Source organism: Microcoleus sp. D3_18_C4 (genome assembly GCF_036702355.1).
Classification (GTDB): domain Bacteria; phylum Cyanobacteriota; class Cyanobacteriia; order Cyanobacteriales; family Microcoleaceae; genus Microcoleus.
This window is the reverse complement of record NZ_JAUBTF010000008.1, coordinates 1-25,253: the sequence shown is the minus strand read 5'-3', so window position 1 is coordinate 25,253 and position 25,253 is coordinate 1. Positions and strand designations below refer to the sequence as shown.

The window sequence follows — 25,253 nt, the reverse complement described above, 5'->3', positions numbered from 1 at the left end:
AGCCACGATTTTGCAGACAAACCGATTTTTTTTTGCCTTAGTCCTACTGGTAAAACAAATTGCAATAATTAAGAATCGCAATGAATAACAGTTATCAAACTCCATAAATTGCGTTTTTTGTTCTCAAACTCAAACAAAAATTTCTAGTTTGTAGGCGGGGTTTAACCTCGTATAGCAACACGGGCTACTGCTATACCTCGATTACTTCACCTCCTTATAATCCACTCCATAACTCGTATCTCGCCCCGAAAAATACGTCTTTTTCCCCGTTAAAGTTTCCAGAGTTTTTTTCGTTTCAGCCGAAGTAATCGAATTCAGCGGCACGCCGAACTTGCTAGCCAAGCCAGCCGCCACGCCCACACCTTGTCCTTGATAAATATTCACCGTCGCAATTCGCCCGACGGATACAGCCATACCGACATAACCGGACGATCGCCCGACAATTGCTAAATTCTTGACTTTGCTAGCCAAAGCGCTTTCTATGCCGAAATTATACACGGGCAGCGGCGGAATTCTCGCAGATAAATTCTTGACTCCGCCCCGCATATCGAAATCGTAGGAAAAACTGCCGATCGACTTTCCGGGTACTGTTCCTCCTTTGATAATCTCCTTCCCCGTCAACGGATCTACCACATCGCGAACGTTCAAACTTTGCCTGATATAAATCTCGTCTGGAATAAATACTCTCACATCTTTACCAGACTTCTTTTGTAGCCAGTGTTGGAGATATGACATTTCTCTAATCATCTCAGGAGTCGGTTTTCTGCCATTAGCTTCCATCTTCATGATTTGGTCAACTTGGTATTTAAACAGAAACCCGTTCCAGGACAGCACATTTTTGTTATAAACGCAGACATTGCCTTTATCAAAAAAGAATCCTTTATTTTGACTAAAGGGCAGATTTCTGTCTATGTGATACGCTGCTCCTATGGCTACACTTCTGATGTCGTAGCCGTCTGTATATGGCTGATAAATCGTACTCCAGAAATTCCTCATCCAGAATTTTGTACTAGCCGGATCTTTAGATTTTGTAATGCTTTCTTTAATCTTTTTTACCAAAGGCCGGTTGTAGAGGATTTCATCTTCTATTCTGCGGAATTCGGACATCGTTATACCTGTAATTCTCGGAACTACAGAGACTGCTAAAGTTTCATTTTTGGATTTTATATTCTGAGATTGATATCCTGTATAATAAGATAATCCGGCTTTTCTGGCTAATTCCGCGTCTTGAGTTACGTCAATAAAAGAGTTGGCTTTAATTCTTAATGTGCTGCCTTTGACTTCGGCATATTCGATTTTATTATCTACGACGTGGGGAGTAAGAGTTGAGTTGGAAATAACTCTGACTTTTGCTGCTGAAAGCATTTGCCTGAGAGCTTGATCTGCCCTTTTTGGGTCTAAGCAAGATTCGGGCGCATCGGCTTTATCTAAGAATTCCTTAAAACATTGGGCGTAGGGTTGGCGATACCAACCGGGGATTTTATCTAAATCGATGTAAGCTAAACCGCCGCGGGTGAGTAAGCCGCCCAAAGGATCTCTTCCGTAGTTCGATCGCACGATCGCAACTTTGCCCTTTGCGCCTAAAGTTTTCTTCGCCCATATCGCCGCACATATCCCCGGTACTTCATCACCATATACTACTACATCGAACGTTTGCTCCGGTGATTTTTTGGGAGTTACCGGAGGCGGGCTGCTGGATTTTTGCTGCAGAGTTCCATTGTCTAAGGTAGCACTTGCTGGGTCTCTATTTGCGATATAATTTTCTATTTCTGTGAACGGCGGATAATTAAGTAAAAGTTTTAGGGCGGCAAAGATGATTGCAATTGAAGCTAATTTCTTGAAAGTAGAGAGCATTCAGTTGACTCGTTTATAAATTTGCAATACCTGATAGGGAAGTTCAGGGTTTACGGAATTGAATATAGCACGTTTAGATTGTTTCGACACAGTTTTAACTTTTCCGGGAACCGTGGTAAACGAATCTTCTCAACCCAAACCTGGTGATGCTGTCCTTGGCAGCCAAAATGCTACAATTACATCAATCACCAATTGAAATATAAAAAACATGACTTTTGAGGCGGTTTTAAATCTTGTTAAACACTTGTCTCTAGCCGAAAAGTTACGATTGATTAAGTGGATGGTTCCTGAAATAGAACGAGAATTAGTTGTTCGGCCCGCTCCCCGCAAATCATTGTGGGGTTTATGTGCTGACTTGGGAATTGCACCCTCTGTCGCTGATATAGATGAAGTTCGCAGCGAAGAATGGGCGAATTTCCCAAGGGAGGATTTCTAATGCTGCGTGCTGTAGCTGATACTCATGCTGTGATCTGGTATATCTTTGCCGAGAAAGCGGCTTTCGGTGACTGCTAGAACGACAATAGAACAGATAGCTGCCGAGGGAAATAAGGTTGTTTATTAATCAATTACATTAGCAGAAATTGTCTATCTGAGCGAGTGAGGGCGGATTAATTCAGCTACTCTCGATATATTATTGAGAGCAGTTGAGAGCGATGATGCCTTATTGGTTGAAATTCCTTTCGATCGCACTATAGCTTTAACTTTAAGACAAGTTGACCGATCGCAAATTCCCGATTTGCCCGATCGCATTATTGCTGCTACTGGTTTGTATCTTAATGTACCCGTTATTAGTCGCGATCGCCGGATTCAATTATCTAGTATAGACACAATTTGGTAAATCTGAGTCACTCCGCGCAAGTTGAAATTTTCCGGGAACGGTTGTTAGCGGTTTTGCCTGTGTTACTGGTTTGGGAGGGCTATTGATGTGGGTAAGGATGGTGGGTGCGATCGCATCTCAGAGCTCTGGTGTCGGGAAGGGCGATCGGCTATAATAATTTAAGAACAACAATTGAGTCACCTTAAAAACACAGAAAAAATGGAAAAAGTTTTTGTACATCCTGAATGTCCTTTTTCAGAGAAGACATTTAACCTAGTGGCACAATTTAATGAAAATCCCAGCTCTGCTTTTTACAGGGAACACAAAAAAGATTTATTAAAATATGTAGAAGAGCCAGTCAAGTATATTTTAAGCCAGGTAGAAGAGCAGTTGCCTGATTTTATTAAACAATATCTAGATATCAAGCAGGAGAGCTTTAGCCGCCTTCAAAAACAATATAGGTGGGAATCAGCCAGCCCAGTCTACAGGGTAGACTACTGTGGTTTTAACAGTAGGATTCCTCCCCAAGCTCCTCGGTTAATGTTAAAAGTTGAAAACCACACAGTAACTTTTGGTTTGGAGGCACAATACATTGTGTTTGGGTTCATGCTATATAATTATAAAAGAAATTATAGAAATGACGTTAATATCGAGATTCTTAAACGTTATAACCTTGCCAATAAATCTGACTTTTATTTAGACTATACAATTGAACAAGAACTTAAGGGAGATGATTTTTCACTACGTTTGGAGTGTGATGACATAAAGGAACCTGTAAAATGTATAATGAAACCTGGAAAATGTATTTATGAACTCTTAGAAAGTATCTTGCAAGAGCTTCCTGTCGATGCACTAGATTTTTCTGAAGACTGGGCAATAGAATCGGAAGATTTTTTATTAGAAGCAAATCAAAGATTGGAAAACGCAGAGATTCTTCTTACTAACTTTTTTCTCGGCATCTCACTTTCCTCACAAGAAATATTAGGACATTCTGTTAAACAAATAATTTCCAAGATAGCACAAACGTTTAAAAAGGTATTTCCCTTATTTTTGATTGGCAATAAGGATTTACCTCTTCTTATTAGTGAATATCTTTCAGTCTATGAAAAGGAATTTAATCCAGTGTATGAACCAGAAGAGATTTCACAAACTACTGGTTTTCAAACACCCCAACTAACCCAATGGATACACACCATTAACCGCAAGCAACAAGCCATCATCCAAGGCCCGCCCGGAACCGGAAAAACCTTCCTTGCCCAAAAACTCGCCCAACACTTAATCGGCGGGGGTGACGGTTTCTCAGACACGATCCAATTTCATCCAGCTTATACTTATGAAGACTTTATTCAAGGTATCCGTCCCCAAAGTCAAGATGGGCAATTAACCTATCCAATAGTTTCCGGTAGGTTCCTAGAATTCTGCGAAAAAGCCGAAGCCTGTGAAGACACTTGCGTTCTCATTATTGATGAAATTAATCGCGCAAATCTATCTCAAGTCTTTGGCGAGTTAATGTATCTCCTAGATGACCGACAAGACACAAAACGCTTTATTACACTAGCCAGCGGTCAAAAGTTTAAAATCCCTACAAATGTCCGCATTATCGGCACAATGAACACCGCAGACCGTTCTATTGCCTTAGTCGATAACGCACTCCGCCGCCGCTTCGCATTCATTCCCGTCTATCCAAACTATGAAGTGCTGCGACAGTATCACCACAGAGAGGAAACAGGTTTTCCAGTTGATAAATTAACTAGCATTCTAGAAGATGTCAATCGCACAATTAACAACAAACACTATGAACTAGGCATCTCTTTCTTTTTGACAAAAACCTTAGCGGAAGATATCCAAGATATTTGGCAAATGGAAATCGAGCCATACCTTGAAGAATACTTCTTTGATAATCAGGAAAAAATGGATGAATTTCTATGGAATAAAATTAAAGACAAATTGAGCAATTGATAATCTAACGCTACCATTATTACCACAAACACGGCGTTACAGCATCTATGAAACGAGAATCACCCCAAATCATCAAACTCACAGAATATAAATCCGAAAGCTTTGAACGAGATTTTATCCCCGAATCAGTAGGACAAAAAATATACCAGAATTATGCCAAGGAGATAGATATAGAATTTCCCAACCCTAAAACTAAATATAAATGGGAATTAAAATCTAAAGGCAGAGTTGGTACTATTCCAATTACTCCAGAATTTCACATTTTCATCCGCCCAAAAGTTCCGATAACAAACTTATTCGGAATGCTTGACTATGCCTACAAACTTAATATCAATTTTCCGAATGGACAGATTGAGTGCGAATCTTTAGAACAAGTCTATGAAAGATTAGCTAACATCCTTGCCCAAAAAATTCTAGAACGCTGTCGCAAAGGATTATATCGCGATTACTTATCCAAAACCGAAAGACTCGCCTACATTCGCGGCCGCGTCGATTTGCGGTCAGCCCTGCAAAAACCTTGGGATGTTAAACTAAAATGCCACTATAACGAACAAACAGGCGACATCGAAGATAATCAAATACTCGCTTGGACACTATTCATCATTGGCCGCAGCGGTTTGTGCCGTGAATCTGTTTCATCCACTGTGCGAAAAGCCTTTCACGCACTCCAAGGATTTGTTACATTAAAACATTTTAAATCAGAAGCTTGTATTGATAGAAATTATCACCGTTTGAATCAAGATTATCAACTTTTACACGCCTTATGTCGATTTTTTTTAGATAACACAGGGCCCAGTCACGAAACAGGCGATCGCGAAATGCTCCCTTTTCTAATTGATATGGCTAATTTATATGAACAATTTGTCGCTGAATGGCTCAAAGCAAATTCACCAAAAGGCTTTTTTGTCAAACAACAACACCGAGTCACCCATGACGAAAACTATTTCGATCGCATTGACTTACTCCTAGGCGATAGTGAAACAAAAAAAGTCCAATACGTCCTCGATACAAAATACAAAGCTCCCGATAAAGTAGGCAGTAATGACCGTCATCAAATAGTTGCTTACGCAAATGCGTTAAATTGCCAAAATGCAATTCTTGTCTACCCGCAAAACCTCAAACAGCCACTAGATATAAAAAATGACGATATTCGAGTTCGCAGTCTAACTTTTTCCCTAGATAGCGACCTCCATGAAGCGGGAAAAACCTTCTTAAACTCTCTACTTCCCAACGCCTTCCCCTAACTCTACTCTGCGTCCTCTGCGCCCTCTGCGGTTCATTTATCCCCAAAAAAAGAGGCGCAATTGCGCCTCCCAAATCTTTCATGTCTGTGTTCTAAACACTAACAGCCACTTTCGCTTCTTTTGCAGTCAACTTCTCGTAAGTCGCCCGCATCTTCAATCCGACTAACACTTGGAACAAACCAGTTCCATTGTTAGAACCCGGATATTCACGGTGCTGAAGCAACAGGTGAGTTAACTCGCCTTCATACTTCGCAGAAGTCTTGCTCAAATGGCTTTCGATGTAAATAACTTCTTCGAGATTCTCGAATTGACCATCTACTTCCAAAATCGAGACTTCGTGACCGTAGAAAGCATCAGGCCCGTAGTACATCTTAATTCCGGGATAGGAACAAGTCAGCTTGCGGCCGCAAGGAACCCAGTTAATTGTTGAACCTTCGTCAAACAAATACGCAGGCTCAAAATTGGCGATGCCTTCGCGCTGGATCATCTGCACGCGCAGAACTTTCCGCTCCTTGTCATCTTTGATCAAGTTGGTCGGCAACACTTGAATTACCACATCAGCATATTGCTTTTGCGGGTCGATGTAGGCGGTAAAATCCGGTTTGCGAGCATTGATCGCAAACAGCACGTCTTCGTAACGGTGGCCCCGTTCCGCCATGTCGCGCTGGATTTTCCAAGCAATTTTTACCTCGTCGCTGATGTCGAGGTAGACGCTGAAGTCGAGGAGCGATCGAACTCGCTCGTCGTACAGGGGATGCAGCCCCTCAATCACAATCACATGATTCGGCTCTACCCGCTCAGGAGGGTCGAGCAGACCGGTTTCGTGGTTGTAAATCGGCTTGTCGATCGCATGACCTTCTTTGAGAGCCTTCATTTGCTCTGCCATCAGGTCAAAATTGTTGGCTCTAGGGTCAAGGGCTGTAATCCCTGTTTCCTTGCGCTGCTTGCGATCGAGACAATGATAGTCGTCGAGGCAGATTACAGTAACGAAATCTTCCCCGAACAAATCTGTCAATCGGCGTAAAAAAGTAGATTTTCCGCATCCGGAATCTCCGGCAACGCCAATTAAAACCACGCGATCCGGCTTACTGGTCATAGTTTCCCTCTAACAAAATCACTGTTTACTAACTAACTCAAGTCTAGATTCCACAAAATTTCAGCCCGCAGGTAGCCACAAGCAGGCTTTGTACTGCTTTGCTACCCCGAGAGGATCAAGTTCTCACCAGCATACAGCAGTGAGTTGACTGCCTGCCCGGGAAGACCCAAGCAATCTTCAAGGCAAGTAATTAATACTAACTTTAGCGGTTAATCTTACCAGAATGCGTCGGCCCCCTACAAGCTCAACCTCATTAAACTGCTCGAATCTTCCTTGATCTGGTGGGGCGCTCCCCAAATCACAAGGACTTATCGGGGCAGATCCCCCGATCGGGTAAAATATTGGCAGTACGCAGACAACAATAGCTATAGGTCAACAGCCGAACGCAAAGCGGGCTCGGTGAGCGCGGCGTTCGGCTAGTAGGGATTTGATAACGCGAGCGATCGCAACTTCAACACTCCTGCCGGCGTGGCGAGGCCCAAAAATTGGTGAGGCCAATTAGTCCCGATGGCCTTAAGAAAAAAGTAAATTGAGTCTAACGTCACATTCTCTTTCTTTATAACTCTGTATCGTGAAGGAAAATCAACAAATGTACAGCCCAAGCATATCTGGTGTTGCGGCCAACTCAGAATCAGGCAGCCGCATCTTTGTTTACGAAGTGGAGGGTATGCGTCAGAGCCAAGCAACTGACCAAATAAGTAACCCGATTCGCCGTAGTGGTAGCGTATTTATCTCCGTGCCCTACGATCGCATGAATCAGGAAATGCGTAGAATTGCTCGCATGGGTGGAAGAATTGTCAGCATCCGCCCCTCAAACAGCGCTCCCGAAACAAATGGCAAAGTCGCACCAGAAGCAGGGCTACAGAGTCAGAAATCTGGAGAAGAAACTAAGCCCATGACTCAAGCCAAGGAAAAAGTTCAGGTTCCTGTTAACCTCTACAAGCCGGCCAATCCCTATATTGGTAAGTGCATTTCTACAGAAGAATTAGTCAGAGAAGGCGGCGACGGCACAGTCCGCCACGTCACCTTCGACATTTCTGGAGGCAATTTGCACTATCTCGAAGGTCAAAGTATCGGGATTATTCCCGATGGCACGGATAAAAACGGCAAACCTCACAAAATTCGGCTTTACTCGATCGCCTCCACCCGTCACGGCGACCACCTCGACGACAAAACAGTCTCTCTGTGCGTCCGCCGCCTAGAGTACAAAAGCCCGGAAACTGGCGAACAAGTGTTCGGCGTTTGTTCAACTTTTCTCACCGGTTTGCAACCTGGAGATGATGTCAAAATCACCGGCCCCGTAGGCAAGGAAATGCTCTTGCCCGACGACGAAGAAGCCACCATTATTATGATGGGTACCGGTACAGGTATTGCTCCTTTCCGGGCTTATTTGTGGCGGATGTTTAAAGAAAACAATCCCGATTACAAATTCAAAGGTTTAGCTTGGCTGTTCTTAGGAGTTGCTTACACTCCCAACATTCTCTATAAGGAAGAGTTGGAGCAATTGCAGCGCGAGTTCCCCGATAATTTCCGCTTGACTTATGCCATCAGCCGCGAGCAAAAGAATGCTGACGGCGGCAAGATGTACATTCAAAACCGGATTCAAGAGAACGCTGAGCAATTGTGGGAATTGGTTCAAAAGCCAAATACTCACACTTATATCTGCGGTTTGAAGGGTATGGAAGGCGGAATTGATGAGGGAATGTCAGCCGCGGCTGGCAAGTACGGCGTTGACTGGGCTGCGTATCAGAAACAGTTGAAGAAAGAGCACCGTTGGCACGTTGAAACTTATTAATCTGTTACCTGATTTAATCTGATTTGTAGGGTGGGCTTGGCTCGCCCTACAATTTTTGAAGCAGTTTTGAGTCTTGAGGGGCTGGTTCACCCAAGACAAGTGTAAAATATACAGTAAGCTCACCGAAAAAGGGAGATAACTGACATGGTTATAACTTCTACCCAAAAACTCACCTTTGAAGAATATCTGAACTATCAGGGAGAATCAGGTGTTTGTTATGAATTATATCGGGGCAATCTAATCGAAATGCCAACACCTACAGCAATACATATCAAAATTTGTGAATTTTTAGTTTATCAGTTCCGGCGCTTCTTTGCAGCACACAACCTCCCGCTAGTTGCAATTGTCACCACCGCAGTCCGAACTGAGGAAAACTCTTCTCGCATTCCTGATGTGGTGATTTGCACTCAGAGTCTGTGGGAACAAGTCTGCGCGCAACCTGGTTCCGCAGTGCTAGATTTTGAAGAAAAACCGCTGTTAGTTATCGAAGTTACCAGTCAAAATTGGCGGGACGACTACATTCGCAAACGGGCAGAATATGACTTAATTGATATCCCTGAATATTGGATTGTAGACCCAAATCAACCGAAAATACGAGTATGCAGTCGCCCGGAAAATGAAGGCAGTTATTCTCATCAGGAATTTTTGCCGGGACAGCAAGTTCAGTCTGTACAGTTCGCTGAATTTATTTTATCGGTTAATGAAGTGCTATGTCCGCCCCTAGTTGAAGATTTAATTCGAGAAGAACAAGCACAGCTACAGCAACTAGGACAGCAAAATGAGCAACTAGAACAGCAAAATGAGCAACTAGAACAGCAAAATGAGCAACTAGAACAGCAAGTTAATGCCGAAAGGCAGCGGGCCGAAAGATTGGCGCAGCGGCTGCGAGAAATGGGGATAGAGATGGATACAGAACTTTAAATTGCCATGTAAAATCTGGATTAATTAGTCATGTAGATCCCGGACTTTTTTAAGAAGTCGGGTCTCTGGGTATTCAGTGAAGCCACGGTTATCATACAATGATTCTAGATGAAGTGAGTTTCAACGGGTCAAAGTCGTGGCTTTCAAAATTGGTTTGTTAGGTTTGGGTACAGTTGGCGCGGGAACAGCAGAGATTTTGCTCTCCCCAGATGGCCGCCATCCACTGTTGCAGGAATTGGAAATCTATCGGGTGGGAGTGCGCGATATTTCTCGAACTCGGTCTTTACAATTGCCAGAAAATGTGCTGACAACTGACCTAGAAGCGATCGCAACTGACCCGGAAATTGATATTGTAGTAGAATTGATTGGCGGATTGGAACCGGCGCGATCGCTCATTCTGCAAGCTATTGCCAGCGGCAAGCACGTCGTCACTGCCAACAAAGCAGTTATCGCCCGCTACGGAAATGAAATCTTCGAGGCCGCTAACAAAAAAGGCGTTTACGTAATGCTAGAAGCTGCTGTCGGCGGCGGCATTCCAGTCATTCAAAGCCTCAAACAATCTTTAGGTGCAAACCGCATTCAAACTGTCACCGGCATCGTCAACGGCACAACTAATTACATCCTGACGCGGATGCAAACAGAAGGCGCAGACTTTGCCGAAGTGCTCGCCGACGCTCAGCAATTAGGGTATGCTGAAGCTGACCCCACAGCAGATGTAGATGGATTAGATGCGGCCGATAAAATTGCTATCTTAGCCTCGCTAGCTTTTGGCGGACGCATCAAATTAGCTGATGTTCACTGCGAAGGTATCAGAAAAGTTAGTGCGGCGGATATTGACTACGCCGACAAGCTGGGATTTGTGATTAAATTATTGGCGATTGCTCAAGAAACCTCCCGCTACAATGGCAAGCAAGCGGAGGGAGAAAGCGAACTGCTGTCCATTCGAGTGCATCCGAGTTTTGTGCCGAAAACTCATCCGCTGGCGAGTGTTAACGGGGTTTACAATGCCATTTTAGTCGAAGGAGAGCCGATCGGGCAATTGATGCTGTACGGGCGCGGCGCCGGTGCGGGCCCCACAGCTAGCGCCGTAGTATCCGACATCATGAATGTAGCGGCCATCCTGAAAACAGAAACTGTTCCGATTCCTCATCCTTTGCTGAGTTGCAGTCACCAACACTACTGCAAAATTGCTCCGATGCAGGAACTTGTTACTCGCTTTTACGCCCGTTTTTTAACGCACGATACTCCGGGGGTAATTGGCCAACTAGGCACTTGTTTCGGCAACCACAAAGTTAGTTTAGAATCAGTTGTGCAGACGGGAATTCACGGCGATTTAGCAGAAATTGTCGTCGTGACTCACGATGTTAGGGAAGGTAATTTTCAACAAGCACTCGATGAAATTCGAGCGATGGAAGCAGTCGATAGTATTGCTAGCACGTTGCGAGTTTTGTAAAAGTGATTTGCTAAGGCCGGGCGGGTTTCACATACAATATTTGTTAATAATTGACAATATCTAAAACCCGCCCTCTCACTCACCCAATGGTAAATGTCATGTAGATTTTTGCCATTTGATACAAGTAAAAGTTAATTGAGATTATTCGTTGTGCGGTGGCGGGTTTATGTAAATTTTTTGTACTTATTCAATATTGTTGGTAAAACCGGCGGCTACCAGATAATGAAAGGAACAGAATTCGATTTTGTTGATCGCAAAACGGGAAGGCACTTGCTAGATTCTCTCTACGAAAAGTTTGCAAAACCCCAACTGCACGATACTTTTAAACCCAATAATCCTTCAATTTACATTCGGCACCAGGAAGGGCAACTTATTGATGGAAATTATATTATAACAAAAGTGTTTGAAGACTCTCGCACTGGTTTTTATGCTGAAAGTCGCTTCCCCATTTCTGGCAATCATCCACCTGTTTTAGTGATTCGCGGCTACGGTTCTTGGTATCCTTTCGATCGCGTTTTGGAAGATACGCCCGATGTATTTATGGCAAAACTAGAACGCCAGTTAAAATCGGCGCAAACTGCGGGTGCTATTGATTGGATAAAGCAGCAATTTCACAGCGGGAATCCGCCCGATGTCATCGGAGAAAGTTTGGGGGGCAAAGTTGCTCAGCAAATAGCAGCAAAATACCCGGATTATATTAGATCCACTGTAGTTTTTAATTCTTTGGGCGTTTCGGAAAAGTTAGCTAAAACTTCCACCGCTAACAATGTTTTTCACTACTTTACTTTAGGTGAAAGGTATGCTTTCTGGGCAAATGAAGGCGATTACATACCGGGAACGATTTTTGTGATTTCCCAGAAGGGGAAAAGCTGTTGTTATAAAATCGAAGAGGCGATCGTCCGAATGGCGCGTTTTGAAGGCAAGTTTCTCAAAAGGCGCGCGATTGTGGCAATATTGGCTCAGTTGCTTTTGCTAAATAGACACAATGCGATCGTCCTCAACAAGCGACGGCCAGTAGTCGTTCAGATCGATCGCACTCAATTGCAAATTTTCCGAAAAAAGCGCTTTGTTTAAACTCAGACAGAATTGCTTCAGGCTGCAGATGGCTGATTTTCCCGCGCTGCGACGGCGAGAACCAGACAAAGTGCTGCGATCGCTTTTTCCCATTCTTGCTTTACAGCGGTAGGTTGAACCTCATCAAAGGTGCTAACTAAACGAGGGATCGCTCGTTCTAATGCCTGTCTGGGAATTGATTTGTGCAGATCAACTAAACGAATTAAACTTTCTTGATTCTTCAAAAAACCGATTACCCATTTCGTAGTATGATCGGGACTATCAGGGACGTTTTTAATTCCTAGTTCTGTTTGCAACCAGTCGTAAAAAGGCGGCAGCTTTTGAGCTAAAACAGTTCCAGCAGTTGGCAAAGTTTCTTTGAGTAAAGCAGTATCCAGACTTGCGAATAATTGATTGAATTCCGGTGAATCGAGCAAGCTGGTTAATGGCAGTGAAAGCAGGGCTTCAGAAGCGTCAGGGGATACATTTAAAGTCCGCGAAAATGTTTGCAGCATTGGAAAGTCTCTGGTATTGATGACTTTTTTAGCCTAACAATCACGCGAATCAATGAATATGAGCTACCTCATATTAGCAAAATTGTAAGATCTCGATCGCCAAAGAAGCCTCTAAATCTAGCTGCGTGCCTCTGCGGTTAATAATTTGCCATTAAATATTCTACACAAATTCTCCCTTAGCAACCATCACCACCTTACCACCCACCAAAACTGTTATTTCGCCTTCATTCTTAGCGGCTTGTAACAACAGCAAAGAAGGTCGAGCGATTTCATAACCCTGCTCAACTCTGACATCAATCTTGGCTTCCCCATAATAATCATGTTCTACCAAATATCCCGCCAAACAGCCGTTAGCACTGCCAGTCGCCGGATCTTCTGGAATTCCTAATGAATGGGCAAAAACTCGCACGTTTAAATCATTAAGATCGCTGTAGGTTTCTGGGCAAAATATCAAAATTTCTTTCGCTTCCATTGTCTCAACTAGCTCAAAATATTTATCTAAGTTGACTTGAGCTTTTTTGAGCGAGGCGAGAGTTTTTAATGGGACAATTATAAACGGCACTCCGGTCGAAACTTCTTGAATTGGGAAGTTTGCATCAATTTCATCTGGTTGTAAATTCAGGACATTAGCCAGAGTTTCTGCTGATAAAACTTGACTAAAACTAGGCGGGTTTTGTCGCATCCACAAAATATCTGCCGATTCATTGTGATAATTAAAAGTAACTGGAATTTGACCGACGGCTAGATTGAGAATTACTCGATCGACCTTTTCGCGAATAATCTCTTGCTGCAACACAAACGCCGTGCCCAAAGTCGGATGACCCGCAAAGGGTAATTCCTTCTTGGGCGTGAATATCCGCACGTCATAGCCGCCATCTCGCGGATCGGGCGATCGAATAAACGTAGTTTCTGAATAATTGATTTCCCTCGCTATCAGCAGCATTTGAGCCTCAGATAGTTCGGCAACTCCTGCACCGCAAAATACAGCTAGTTGATTGCCAGCATATTTTGACTCTGCAAACACGTCAACTATATAAAAATTCACATTTCCCTCGTTCAACAGTAGTTGGTGTAGCAGCGGTTTCAACCGCCGAGTATTATAAAATTTCTTGTTACCAGGCAGAGCCTGGTAACACAGATCCAGAGGCTCCGCCTCGCTATTTCAAACAGCGAATTGCTTCCAACATTCCCCTGGCTTTATTAAGCGTTTCTTCGTACTCCATATCCGGGTTAGAATCAGCCACCAAACCAGCACCTGCTTGCACAGAAACCGAATGTTTGTCACCACCTAAAGAACGAACAACCATAGTCCGAATTGCGATCGCACTATTCAACTGTCCCTCAAAATCATAATACCCGTAAACCCCAGAATACGGCCCCCGGCGACAACCTTCCAACTCGTGCACAATCTCCATCGCCCGAATCTTCGGAGCACCGCTAACCGTACCCGCAGGAAAACCAGCTTTCAACAAATCCCAAGCTGTCTTATCCTGGGCCAATTCTCCCACCACATTGCTCACAATGTGCATGACGTGAGAATAACGCTCAATTTCCATTAATTCGTCAACTTTTACAGTACCGTTTCGGCAAACTCTGCCTAAATCGTTCCTGCCCAAATCAACTAACATGACGTGTTCCGCAATTTCCTTGGGATCTTGCAGCAATTCAGCAGCCAAAGCATCATCTTCTTGAGGAGTTTTACCCCGGCGGCGAGTGCCGGCAATCGGTCGCAAAGTTGCTATTTTTTTACCATCAGCAGTGTTTTCTGCCTTCACCATAATTTCGGGACTCGAACCGATAATCTGCCAATCTCTGAAATGAAAATAAGCCATGTACGGAGAAGGATTTATGAGACGCAAAGAGCGGTAAAGTGCAAAAGAATCGCCACTGTATTCAGCCTCTAGTCGCTGCGAAATAACTACTTGAAAAATATCTCCGGCTTTGATATAATCCTTAGCCTTTAAAACATTGGCACAATACTTTTCACGGGTAATATTGCTAGTGTAAGCCAATTCTGTATTTCCGGTTGTGGAACGGGCATCTTGCGCGTTATTGGGAGGTGTCCATTCTATGAGAGTAGATTGCCGGGAAAGCGGCGATTGCAGCTTCTGAACTAACTTACCAACGCGATCGCACGCTTGCTGATAAGCATCTGCCAAATCAACGCCAACCTCCCGCAAATCCGCATAGGCGACGACCCAAATTTTCCGCTTCACCTGGTCGAAAATCAGCAAATTATCCACCTGCATCCACAACCCATCCGGCAAATCATTCTCGCTGGCTGGATGCACGGGAACTCGCGGTTCTATCCACTTAATTAACTCGTAACCCCAAAAACCGAATAGCCCGCCAATTCCCGGCGGCAACTGCGGCAATTTCACCGGTTGATAAGACTCCAAACACTCGGTTAAAGCTACAAACGGATCGCCCGTAAATACTTTTTCGGAACCGTCACGGTAAACTTGAGTTGTGCGAGATCCCTTTGCCTCCAAAATCCACAACGGATCGCACCCTAAGAAACTATAACGCCCAAGTTTTTCCCCACCTTCCACCGACTCCAGCAGAAAACTGTAAGGTTGACCCGCACAAACCCGATACCACGCAGACACCGGCGTATCCAAATCAGCAACCCATTCTTGATACACGGGTACAAAATTGCCTTGTTTCGCCAGTTCCGAAAATTGTGAGAAATCGGGGAATATCATATATATCAGAAGGAAGAAGAAAGAAAGAAGAAGGAAAATGCAATCCTGGGAATAATTTCAGCGATTAAAAGCGTCCTAACCGTCTTGGGATCAATAAACAAAAGACGGAAAGCAACATCCCTCCGGCGACTGATACTTGCCAACTGCCATCACCGCCATCGGCTTGAGGGCGCGCAGCCCCTCTTGCAAACACCAGCGAAACAAACTTGCGTACCTCAGCGGCAAGTGAAAAGAAAGCTGTGCTTCGGAGTTCGACGCGGCCGCCCCCAACAGTAAAGCCTGCATATCCGCCTCAGTTTCCGCGACGCTGTGGCCCAAAGCCGACACCGCACAAGTATAAGCCACAATCCGACCTTGTTTGCAAGCAACGAAGGGAGAAAAGTCATTCAGTGCGTCTTCAATCTCCGAAGTTCGATCGCACCTGTATAATTTCTTGCACAAAGCCACACATTCACCAACATCCTCACTAGCCATCGCCCGCACCTCAAACCCCTTCTGTGGCTGGCTGCGAAACTTCCCCTCCATTAACACGAAAGGTTCCTTCACCTCAAAACCCAAAGAAGCGTACAGCGACAGCGACGCCATATTAAAAGATTCCTGAACCAAACGGATACCCACAGCGTCCTGTCCGCGTTCCAGCAAAGCTTTCATGATTTCGCGTCCCGTGCCGCGACCTTGAAAAGTTCGATCGACACTGACGGGCCCGATACCACGAATCGGGTTGCGTTCGTCCATAAATCCGCAGCCGACAACGGCACCAGAACTCTCGGCTACGATGCCAAAAAACAACGGACTTTCGATTAGCAAGCTACTTATTTTGGTTGCAAACTCCAGCGTCGGAAAATCTGTAGGGAACAAGTGGCGATCGGAAATATCTTTAAAAGCTTCATAAGTAATGCCAGCGCAAACATCGATATCAGAAGGCTGCGCTCGCCTGATTGCGACATTCATTTTTAATTTAACGATTAACTTTTAATAAGATTAGAAGTTTGCAGTAGTATTTTGGCGCTGCGGGCTTAGCCTCCCGCGCCAGAATACTACTGCAAAAACAAGTTTACAAGCTGAGCCTTTCAAGGCAATATTACCTATGTTTTGCTCAGCGATGCAGTCATAGTTTAAGGATCGAAAGTCTTCTTGCCGCTGAACTTCAGCTTAGCCGGATTGGGATTGCTGCCAATATTGCGGTCAATCTTACCGTTGTAGGGACGACCTTCGTTCACCTTTTCAGGGAACACGCCATCTTTGGGATGCAGGTACTCAGTAGAACCGTCGGGAAACACGCGGTAAATTTTGTAGTTCGAGATTTTGAATTTAGCCCGCAGTTGCTGGCCGCCCAAAGCGATGCACTGCTCCTTGCGGGGCAGATACAGCAAGTTGTCGCCTTGACGCATGATTGCAGCGCCGCCTGTAGGCATTTCAAACACCTGTTCCTTGGGGCTAGTCCAAGTGATCGCGTACTTCTCTTCAACTAGCGCCTTGGTCAGCAAGCCGCCGGTGCTGCCGCCGAAAAGAGGGGGTTGTCCAGTGAGTTCTTCTGCCATAAACATATCCAAAGGATTTTTACGGCATCCTATCATCATGACGCGACACTGCTGTCGAAATTGTAAGGAAAGTTAACAGTTTTTGGGCGATCGATCTCTTCTGATAATTGATAATTAGTAATTAATAATTGATAATTGGTAATTTACACCAAAGTTAGAAAACAAAATTAGGCAGCACGAATCCCGAAAAAATAATCAAACAAAAATAGCAATTATTCGGGTGCTTGTGGGCACCAGAATAATCGCACATTCTCCTAATTTTCCTCCACACGCGATGATCGAAAAATTTACCGCGTCAACCCTAAGTCAAGAACCAATTAGGGTCATAGCCGCGGGGAATTTGGCTCAAAGCAGTCCAAGTTTCTTGATTGACAATCCCGTTGGCCTGAATCCCAAAGCTTTTTTGAAATGCGCGAACAGCTTTGTCCGTCAAAGTAGCAAAGTCGCCGTCAATTTCACCACCATAATGGTTGGAAGTTTTGAGAACTTCCTGAACAGTAGCGACTGCTTCCCCAGAACTGCCTAATTTGAGTATCGGCATATTAACTGGAGCAGCAGTATAAAGCGCCTGCCAAGTCAGCGGCCCGACAATGCCATCCGGCGACAAGAAAACCCGAAACTGAAACAGTTTCACAGAAAAATCAACTGCTTTGTTAAAAATTCCTTTAGCAGGCTGTCGGTAAAGGTGCAACTTGGTTAGCAGTTGTTCTAGTTCCAATACCGCTTTACCTTGAGAACCTAATTGTAGTTGTGGCTTTTTGGCTATAGGTTGAGTAGATTTCATCTGGGTTGTAGGTGACATAATCGATTTTGCTAACCTCTAGGTTTGAGTATTCTTCTGGAAAAAAACTTTTTCCGGGCGAAACATTTGCATTCTCAATTTTTCCCGAATCAACACTGGCGTTGGCCGTGCCTCAACAGATTCGAGCGACTTTTACCATATCGCGACTTGTGGACAAGAGACTTATACCATTTTAGATTTTAGATTTTAGATTCGGCATGACGGATTACTATGGGGGTTTGCAGCTTACCTACAGTTTGATTCTTATTTTAAACTGATATTAATTTTGGGCAGCCTCCCTAGGTACTCTGTCGCCAAACCGGGTTTAATACGGCAAGCGCGTCCTGAATCTGCTTTGATACTTTTGATTTTAAAGCTGAACACCGCGTGGCCACATCTCCTTTAAGGCTGATCTCACAGGGTGAGGATTGAGGGTGATATCCTTTCCGTTTGCATCGGAATTATTCATCTCTCTCTTCTCTTTCTCTGCGAGCTCTGCGTTCTCTGTGGTTAAATCATTCCGATGCAATCGGCATTAATATTATTCGTTAAGTCCGACAGGGGTTGAAACCCCTGCCTCATAGCTCAAGTCGTCTCAAGACGACTGTAGATTAGTATTTGATATCAAGTCCGGCTTAAATAGCCCCTCCTATCAAATTTGTTAGCATCGGGAGTATTCCTATCTCTCTTCTCGACAAGCGCGTGAATCAGCGTCAATTCCTTGTCCGGGGCGGTTAATACATTCTCTTTTTTTCACCGCAGATACAGGCAGATAAACACAGATTAACGCAGATGAATTAGATCAATTCCGGTTGCACCATCGGGAATTGTTGACTGTTGACTGGATTTTACTATTTCGATGCTACCGCAATTGATATGAGAGAGGGTGTAGCAGCGGAGGCTGTTTCTGCATTGAAAACTTTTCTGTGCTATCGTATCTCGGGCGATCGATTAATATCGATTCCGGTTGCACCGTCCGTCATTGTTGACGGTTGACGGTTGACTGTTCACTGTGAGTCCAAAAAATGAAAATTGCGCGAATTATTTGTTGGCAGCTTGATTCGACTTTACGCCCGACTTCAGAAGCGCGGATTTGATATCATTCCAGCGCAGCCGGATTTGATATAACTCGATCGATATTTGCGCGCTCAGACGCCCACAAACCCGGTTTTTTACAGTATATTCCATGTCAATTTAGTACCGATAAACAGGGTTTCGAGCAACAGAATCAGTAATGATGCGAGAACTGTAAAGAAACCAGGTTTTGCGCGGTGTACTTCATAAACCTTGAATACGCTGTATCAATTGAGTCTAAACAGTGGGAATAGTAAAGTGAAATTCACTTCCTCGGTCTTTTCCTGCGGAATCTACCCAAATTTTACCGCCCCAGCCAGCAACAATCTGTTTGCAAATTGCCAATCCCAAACCGGTACCGCCGGCGCTGCGGCGCAAAGCTCCTTCTTCTTGATAAAATCGATCGAACACTACTTTTAAACTGTTCGCCTCGATTCCCCTCCCCGTATCGGCTACGAGCACTTCCACCATCCGAGAACCGTTGCATTTCGCTCTTATGGTGACGCTTCCTTGAGGTGTGGTGAATTTGCAAGCGTTGTCTAGCAGTTTGGAGAGCACCTCCACCAACCACTCTCCGTCAGCTTGCACTAAAGGCAATTCTGCCGACACTTCGGCGATAATTTCCGGTAACTGTCGATCGAGTCCGCCCCCCGATCGCACGCTGCTAAGGGCCAAATCAACGCATTCTTGCAGCGTCAGCGATTCTACGTTCCATTGGACTCGCCCGCTTTCTAAGTGAGAAAGAGTTAAGAAATCCTGCACGAGTTTTCGCATTCTATCGGCATCGCCCAGGGCAGTTTCTAACATGATTTGCCGCAATTCTGGGGGCATATCTGGTTCGGAGTTCAAGCTTTCCAAACAAACTTGAATCGTAGAAAGAGGGGTGCGGAGTTCGTGTCCGGTGATGGCAATTAGATTGCTGCGAGTGCGGTCTAATGCTTCTAATTGTTGGTTGAGTTCTTCTAAATGAGCGTAGGTTTCTGCTTGAATTAAGGCGGCTCCGAGTTGGGTGGCGATCGCCTCTACTAAAGCAATTTCGTCTTCTTCCCAAGCCAAAGTCGATCGACACTGGTGCATTTCCACCATGCCCAAAACCCGCCCCTGATAAAGCACTGGCACCATTAGCCAAGAGACAATTTGCCAATTTTTTACAGTTTTTTCCAGGAATTGTGTATTGACAATCAGGGGGTGTTGTGCTGTGTCTTGGATGTAAACTCGCTCTTGCCGCGCCACCGCGTCGCTCCATATTTGATTTTCCTGCAACAGCCAAGTCTGATCCAGCATGGAACTAGCGCCCGGCCCCAAAAACTCGCGATCGATTTTGACCGCCACATCTGCGGTCTTGCACCGATAAATCAAACATCGGCTTGCCGACAGGGCAGTGCCCAGTTCTTGGACTGCAACTTCGACGATTTCTTGCGGGTTGAGAGACTGCCGCATTGCCGTGGTAATTAAGTTTACCAGGCGTTCTTTGCGTTCCTGGGCGGCGATGGCAGCGTATGCTTTGAGCAGTTTGTGCTGGCCTGCTTGCAAGTAGGTTACTAAGCGTTCGGTAAAAGCATCGCTCAATTTTGGATTGGGAATTTTTGAGCTTTTTCTCGTACTTATGTCAGGTTTGGTGGCTTTGGAAGTGGCGGATTTCCTCGTTTTTTTCGGTGTTTTGACGAGCTTGTAAGCAGTTCGAGCTCGATCGATTTTTTCGGCCAATTCCGGGCGATAATTGACAATTCTATCGAGCAACAATGCGGCAGCTTTGGAGCTTACCTCGCGATCGAACGTCCAAATTCCTTCAAATCTGCGAGCTTGATCCATCAACAGTGGCCCGCGATCGTCCTGGTTGTCGATCGGCACAATTTTTTCTTGACAAATCAGGCAAGTTGAGTAGTGCTGCCCCAGCACCACTAAGTGCCACTCTTTACTCAATCCGTCCTCCGGTGCAAACGCCACAGTTTCGTGACATTCCGAGGAATTTTTAAAGTCAGTTTCCGGTGCAGCCAGCACGTATACCTGAGACGAGCGTGAGGCAATTCGCCGGTAGCGGTGAGCTTCCTGGCGGTAGAAGCGCTCTCGCTGAAAGCTTGCAATGACTAGCGGTTCGTCGTCTGAACCCGCCAAAACTAAGTCTTCCATTGCGTGAGACAGGGCTGTCATGGAAGATTTGAAATAAATTTGTGCCCGCAGTTGGGGCAAAGCTTGCAGAAGTTCTGCCAGTAGCGAAATAGGGACGATCATCTAGCCTTAAACGTGCATTTTTGCCGATGACAAAACAGGATCGATAGGAGGTTTAGAGCGATCCCTTTTCAGTATCTGATACATTTATGCTTCATAACACGACTGTTTAAGTCATATCATGCTAGCCATATCATTTAGACGAATCTAAGCAGAGGTATGCCTCCAAGACCTTGAGTTCATCCCAAAGTCACCTGTTTTTACCTCTAGGTGTTGACGCCAACTCATCTATTCAGGGTTCGATTCGGGCGTTAGCACTCTCACCATTCAGACTTGTTAGGCACCGCTTCCGGATCTCTTGCATTATACTATTCTTGAGCTATTTGATATCAGTGCTATCTTTATCGGTTTTTGGCGAATCGGTTTTTGGCGATCGATCTGGCTAATCGGCAATTAAACTTTCAAAAATCACAAGTAATTGGCCATTAGCTAAAAACTAACGGCCAATTATTTTGAGGACTTATATCCAATCTGGTTAGATTCGGAATGATGCCAAAGGTGCGAGCATCCTTGCGAGCTTTTAAGCTCTCACTGAAATCGGAAAATTATTATTCCGATGAAGCGCGGAAACGATTTTCACCAAAATCTATGAAGAAAAAGGGTTTCGGACACCTAGCTTGTAAGTCCTATATTTTTTTTGAGGCATAGCGCCTGAGTATAAATGCTGCGGCTGTGGCTGTCTTAGGCTAGTTCCCCCCCTTCGTCGCTGCCGCCCGGAGATGATTTGTAGAGAGCATCTAATTGTTCGCGGGCGTCTTGGACAGTCAGCGAACGCATCACTAACAGCGGCTCATTGACTATGTTTCCGTATTCATCTAAAAGTTCTGGATGCGGTACCGATTGAGAGCGAGGATTGGATGCGTAGGGATTATTTGCCCTGAACTGTTGAGGGCGCTGGGACTCCATACCAACGGTGACTAGACTGCGGATTAAGTTACCGACTGCCAGAAAGGCAAGAATGGTAAAAGCTAAAATATAAAGCAGGTGCAACATTATCTTCTCCTCCGGGCTAAACAGCCACACAGCAATTTACAAAAGTGTTTCAGCAAGTAATAACTTATTAACTGGAAATCTGTTTGAGGTTGTCAAGTGGGCCGCCACATTTCCCAAGGTTGGGGATTTGACTGCAAATTTAACTTGAACTCGCTTCCTTATTTTCCAGGGGGAGCTGACTGCCATGAGCGAAAGCGTGCCGATACTTGCCAGCATTCGGCGAGCTGTCTGTGCCACGGCATCAGTGCTGCTGTTTCAATCCCAACTTGACCTCCGGTTGCTTGAAATAGAGCTTTAGCTGCGCCTACTTCTTGCTGAGCCTGTTTGACTCGCGCCAGCAAGTCAGATTGATCTTCGTCGCTGAGAAAGGGAATTTCCTCAGTTTCTAAGAGCTTTGCCGATCGATCGAACCAGTAATTGAAATCCTCTAACAGCGGTTCCAGTAACGCTTTGAGCAATTCTGGCTCCGGCAAATTGGAATTAAGCATGGATCAAAATTGGGTTATTTATCTATTATAGTCTTAGACGGTCTTTACAAATTGTAACATATTTTTAACGAAAATTTAATAATTTAACAACAATGAGCAGGTGGGTGTGAATAAATTTAACTGTGCCAGCAGCGATTTTTGAGTCGAAATCCCCAAATTCTGCAATATCCGCTCAGACTCGCTAGCAATAGCTCATAGCAGAAGGAAGTTCGGCAACGGATTCGCTTTCTTCGGATGTAACGGATGTAACGGATGAAAGAAAGAAAAAAGAAGGAAGAAAAAAACTATGCCCTGTTTGGCCAATGCCCTGTTTGCCCAATGCCCAGAATGACCTAATTTCCCGGAGTGTCCCCCAGCCGGAAGTCGGCGCTTGCTGTCGCAATCTGAGTAAGATAGAAGCAACTGCAACTAAATTAATTGCTAATTCAGCCGATGTCTAGCTCACAATCCATGTCCCCTCCAGAAGAGTCCGTTAAGATTGAGTTGCCCCGCACGAGTGAGTCGGAGGCACTAAAAAAAATTCGCCACACCACCTCCCACGTTATGGCGATGGCGGTGCAGAAGTTATTTCCCAAGGCGCAAGTGACCATTGGCCCTTGGATTGAAAACGGTTTCTATTATGACTTTGACACTCCCGAACCTTTTACGGAACAGGATTTAAAAGCCATTAAAAAAGAGATGATCAAAATCATCAACCGTAAATTGCCTGTAATTCGGGAAGAAGTCAGCCGCGAGGAAGCAGAACGCAGAATTAAGGAGATTAACGAACCTTACAAATTAGAAATTTTAGAAGGTTTGATCGAACCAATTACTCTTTACCATTTGGGCGAGGAATGGTGGGATTTGTGCGCGGGGCCTCACTTGGATAATACCAGTGAGTTGAATCCAAAGGCGATCGAACTAGAAAGCCTAGCAGGCGCCTACTGGCGCGGGGACGAAACCAAAGCTCAGTTACAGCGCATTTACGGCACTGCTTGGGAAACTCCCGAACAGCTAGCAGCATACAAACACCGCAAAGAAGAAGCATTAAGGCGCGATCACCGCAAATTAGGCAAAGAATTAGGCTTATTTATTTTTGCCGATGCGGTGGGCCCCGGTTTGCCTTTGTGGACGCCGAAAGGTACTGTTTTGAGAAGTATTTTAGAAGATTACTTGAAACAAGAACAAATCAAGCGCGGCTATTTGCAAGTAGTGACTCCACACATTGCCAGAGTCGATTTGTTCAAAATTTCTGGACATTGGCAGAAATACAAAGAAGATATGTTTCCGCTAATGGCGGAGGATGAGGAAGCGGCAGCAAACGAACAGGGTTTTGTGATGAAACCGATGAACTGCCCTTTTCACATTCAGATTTACAAAAGCGAATTGCGTTCCTATCGCGAATTGCCGATGCGCTTAGCGGAATTCGGCACAGTTTACCGCTACGAACAATCGGGAGAATTGGGCGGTTTAACGCGGGTGCGCGGCTTTACGGTGGATGATTCCCACTTATTTGTCACACCGGAACAGTTGGATGCAGAATTCTTGAATGTGGTGGATTTGATTCTGTCAGTCTTCAAGAGTCTGCAACTGAAAAACTTTAAAGCGCGTTTGAGTTTCCGCGATCCGAACAATTTAGAGAAATACATCGGTTCCGATGAAGCTTGGGAAAAGGCTCAAGGTGCAATCCGCCGCGCGGTGGAAACTTTGGGAATGAATTATTTTGAGGGAATTGGGGAGGCGGCTTTTTACGGGCCGAAACTCGATTTCATTTTCCAAGATGTCTTGGATAGAGAATGGCAATTAGGAACTGTTCAGGTAGATTACAATTTGCCCGAACGTTTTGATTTGGAATACGTTGCTGAAGACGGCACTCGCAAGCGTCCGGTGATGATTCACCGCGCTCCTTTCGGTTCTTTGGAACGCTTGATCGGGATTTTGATCGAGCAGTATGCGGGGGATTTTCCGCTGTGGTTAGCGCCGATTCAGGTGCGGTTGTTGCCTGTCAGCGCCGAGTTTTTGCCGTTTGCGAAGGAAGTGGCCGCGAAGATGAAGGCGCTCAATATTCGCGCTGAAGCTGATGAGGATAGCGAGCGTTTGGGCAAGTTGATTCGCAATGCTGAGAAGGATAAAATTCCGGTGATGGGTGTTGTGGGTGCGAAGGAAGTTGAGGCGAATAGTTTGAATATTCGGACTCGTGCTTCTGGGGAGTTGGGGGCGATTTCGGTTGATGAAGTGATTGGGAGGTTGCAGGCTGCTATTAGCAGTTATGGCGATTTTTAAGCGATTTTAATCGCAGATTTTAGAACGGGCGTCTCGCCCGTTCCACAATTCACTTAATGGGCGTCTCTCCCATTCCACAATTAACTTAACGGGCGAGACGCCCGTTTCACAATTAATGCAAATGATAAGCTGTTGTGCATTTAATTTTCACAATCCTCTCCGTTGCCTTTGCGTGCAGGTGATGCTGAACCAATTGTAGATTTACAAGCGTTATTAAATGGGGTTTACGATCGCCCCGCCTATGACTTTAGAATAGATTATATCGCCGTATCAGTTCCCCCGCTGTCCGAAACTTAAGCTGCTGGAGCGGATGTTTTGTTGGAGGAGAGGGGATCGATCGGATGATAGAGGGAGGTTTAAGTGCGATCGCCCGCATATAAATTGCTGAGATATAATTAGGGCTTGCTGAATATATCGATGGCACTTGACGTAGCCTGGGTTATGCGCTCGCGAGAGCGAGGGTAAAGTGCAAA

Annotated in this window: 22 protein-coding genes; 10 read left to right on the top strand and 12 right to left on the bottom strand. The window is 44.9% G+C overall.

All coding sequences use genetic code 11. The features are described from left to right. Positions 1-201: 201 nt before the first annotated feature. Positions 202-1,854 (bottom strand): FAD-dependent oxidoreductase, encoded by a 1,653-nt coding sequence (locus tag QUA90_RS05845; RefSeq protein ID WP_333444338.1) that lies wholly within the window; start codon positions 1,852-1,854, stop codon positions 202-204. A gap of 208 nt (positions 1,855-2,062) precedes the next feature. Between QUA90_RS05845 and QUA90_RS05840 the strand changes: the two genes are divergently transcribed. The 4 genes from QUA90_RS05840 (at position 2,063) to QUA90_RS05825 (ending at position 5,874) form a co-directional block, all read left to right on the top strand. Continuing rightward, complete coding sequence (locus tag QUA90_RS05840; RefSeq protein WP_333393467.1) at positions 2,063-2,290, top strand: hypothetical protein; 228 nt, start codon at positions 2,063-2,065, stop codon at positions 2,288-2,290. Positions 2,291-2,488: 198 nt separating this feature from the next. Further along, the gene (locus QUA90_RS05835) at positions 2,489-2,692 is read left to right on the top strand and encodes a hypothetical protein (protein ID WP_333444336.1); all 204 of its coding nucleotides are present in this window, start codon (positions 2,489-2,491) and stop codon (positions 2,690-2,692) included. Between the two features lie 198 nt (positions 2,693-2,890). Beyond that, positions 2,891-4,630 carry an McrB family protein gene (locus QUA90_RS05830; protein ID WP_445300094.1) on the top strand — a complete coding sequence of 580 codons (1,740 nt, stop codon included), beginning with the start codon at positions 2,891-2,893 and terminating at the stop codon, positions 4,628-4,630. A 47-nt stretch (positions 4,631-4,677) separates the two neighbouring features. After that, complete coding sequence (locus tag QUA90_RS05825) at positions 4,678-5,874, top strand: 5-methylcytosine restriction system specificity protein McrC (RefSeq protein WP_333444333.1); 1,197 nt, start codon at positions 4,678-4,680, stop codon at positions 5,872-5,874. Positions 5,875-5,965: 91 nt separating this feature from the next. Here the strand turns inward: QUA90_RS05825 and QUA90_RS05820 are convergent, their stop codons facing one another. Next, complete coding sequence (locus QUA90_RS05820) at positions 5,966-6,970, bottom strand: phosphoribulokinase (protein WP_333035850.1); 1,005 nt, start codon at positions 6,968-6,970, stop codon at positions 5,966-5,968. A 589-nt stretch (positions 6,971-7,559) separates the two neighbouring features. Here QUA90_RS05820 and petH point away from each other — a divergent pair. From petH to QUA90_RS05800, 4 genes are all read left to right on the top strand, one after another. Further along, on the top strand, positions 7,560-8,765 hold the full coding sequence (gene petH / locus QUA90_RS05815; protein ID WP_333444331.1) for a ferredoxin--NADP reductase: 1,206 nt from the start codon (positions 7,560-7,562) through the stop codon (positions 8,763-8,765). A gap of 144 nt (positions 8,766-8,909) precedes the next feature. Further along, on the top strand, positions 8,910-9,686 hold the full coding sequence (locus QUA90_RS05810; protein WP_333444329.1) for a Uma2 family endonuclease: 777 nt from the start codon (positions 8,910-8,912) through the stop codon (positions 9,684-9,686). 136 nt (positions 9,687-9,822) lie between these two features. Further along, positions 9,823-11,139: a homoserine dehydrogenase gene (locus tag QUA90_RS05805; protein ID WP_333444327.1), complete on the top strand. Its 1,317-nt coding sequence runs from the start codon at positions 9,823-9,825 to the stop codon at positions 11,137-11,139. Positions 11,140-11,361: 222 nt separating this feature from the next. Continuing rightward, a complete protein-coding gene (locus QUA90_RS05800) occupies positions 11,362-12,213 on the top strand; it encodes an alpha/beta hydrolase (protein ID WP_333444325.1) in 852 nt (283 codons plus the stop codon). Positions 12,214-12,230: 17 nt separating this feature from the next. Here the strand turns inward: QUA90_RS05800 and QUA90_RS05795 are convergent, their stop codons facing one another. The 9 genes from QUA90_RS05795 to QUA90_RS05755 all read right to left on the bottom strand — a co-directional run bounded on the left by QUA90_RS05795 (position 12,231) and on the right by QUA90_RS05755 (position 22,518). Beyond that, positions 12,231-12,707, bottom strand: a complete 477-nt coding sequence (locus tag QUA90_RS05795; RefSeq protein WP_333444323.1) for a hypothetical protein — start codon at positions 12,705-12,707, stop codon at positions 12,231-12,233. 160 nt (positions 12,708-12,867) lie between these two features. Next, positions 12,868-13,752 carry a PhzF family phenazine biosynthesis protein gene (locus tag QUA90_RS05790; protein WP_333444320.1) on the bottom strand — a complete coding sequence of 295 codons (885 nt, stop codon included), beginning with the start codon at positions 13,750-13,752 and terminating at the stop codon, positions 12,868-12,870. Between the two features lie 112 nt (positions 13,753-13,864). Continuing rightward, a complete protein-coding gene (trpE, locus tag QUA90_RS05785) occupies positions 13,865-15,412 on the bottom strand; it encodes an anthranilate synthase component I (protein ID WP_333444318.1) in 1,548 nt (515 codons plus the stop codon). A gap of 90 nt (positions 15,413-15,502) precedes the next feature. Further along, entirely contained in the window at positions 15,503-16,363 is an 861-nt protein-coding gene (locus QUA90_RS05780; protein ID WP_333444316.1) for a GNAT family N-acetyltransferase, read from the bottom strand. Positions 16,364-16,527: 164 nt separating this feature from the next. Beyond that, positions 16,528-16,953 (bottom strand): photosystem I reaction center subunit II PsaD, encoded by a 426-nt coding sequence (locus tag QUA90_RS05775; protein WP_332956926.1) that lies wholly within the window; start codon positions 16,951-16,953, stop codon positions 16,528-16,530. 301 nt (positions 16,954-17,254) lie between these two features. Next, positions 17,255-17,755 (bottom strand): peptidoglycan-binding protein, encoded by a 501-nt coding sequence (locus tag QUA90_RS05770; protein WP_333331614.1) that lies wholly within the window; start codon positions 17,753-17,755, stop codon positions 17,255-17,257. Between the two features lie 1,290 nt (positions 17,756-19,045). Then, on the bottom strand, positions 19,046-21,040 hold the full coding sequence (locus tag QUA90_RS05765) for a DICT sensory domain-containing protein (RefSeq protein WP_333444314.1): 1,995 nt from the start codon (positions 21,038-21,040) through the stop codon (positions 19,046-19,048). A gap of 678 nt (positions 21,041-21,718) precedes the next feature. Continuing rightward, complete coding sequence (locus tag QUA90_RS05760) at positions 21,719-22,030, bottom strand: DUF2973 domain-containing protein (RefSeq protein ID WP_333331623.1); 312 nt, start codon at positions 22,028-22,030, stop codon at positions 21,719-21,721. Positions 22,031-22,188: 158 nt separating this feature from the next. Next, the gene (locus tag QUA90_RS05755; RefSeq protein WP_333083169.1) at positions 22,189-22,518 is read right to left on the bottom strand and encodes a DUF2605 domain-containing protein; all 330 of its coding nucleotides are present in this window, start codon (positions 22,516-22,518) and stop codon (positions 22,189-22,191) included. A gap of 432 nt (positions 22,519-22,950) precedes the next feature. On the opposite strand from QUA90_RS05755, the gene thrS reads away from it, so the two are divergent. Together thrS and QUA90_RS05745 are read left to right on the top strand one after the other, a co-directional pair. Further along, positions 22,951-24,780, top strand: coding sequence for a threonine--tRNA ligase (gene thrS / locus QUA90_RS05750; RefSeq protein ID WP_333444312.1), 1,830 nt, complete (start codon positions 22,951-22,953; stop codon positions 24,778-24,780). A 162-nt stretch (positions 24,781-24,942) separates the two neighbouring features. Next, on the top strand, positions 24,943-25,077 hold the full coding sequence (locus QUA90_RS05745; RefSeq protein ID WP_333444310.1) for a DUF4058 family protein: 135 nt from the start codon (positions 24,943-24,945) through the stop codon (positions 25,075-25,077). On the opposite strand, the gene QUA90_RS05740 is transcribed toward QUA90_RS05745, so the two are convergent. Beyond that, on the bottom strand, positions 25,051-25,253 hold a 203-nt coding region (locus tag QUA90_RS05740; RefSeq protein WP_333444443.1), incomplete at its 5' end, for a hypothetical protein. The two genes, QUA90_RS05745 and QUA90_RS05740, sit on opposite strands and share 27 nt — an antisense overlap.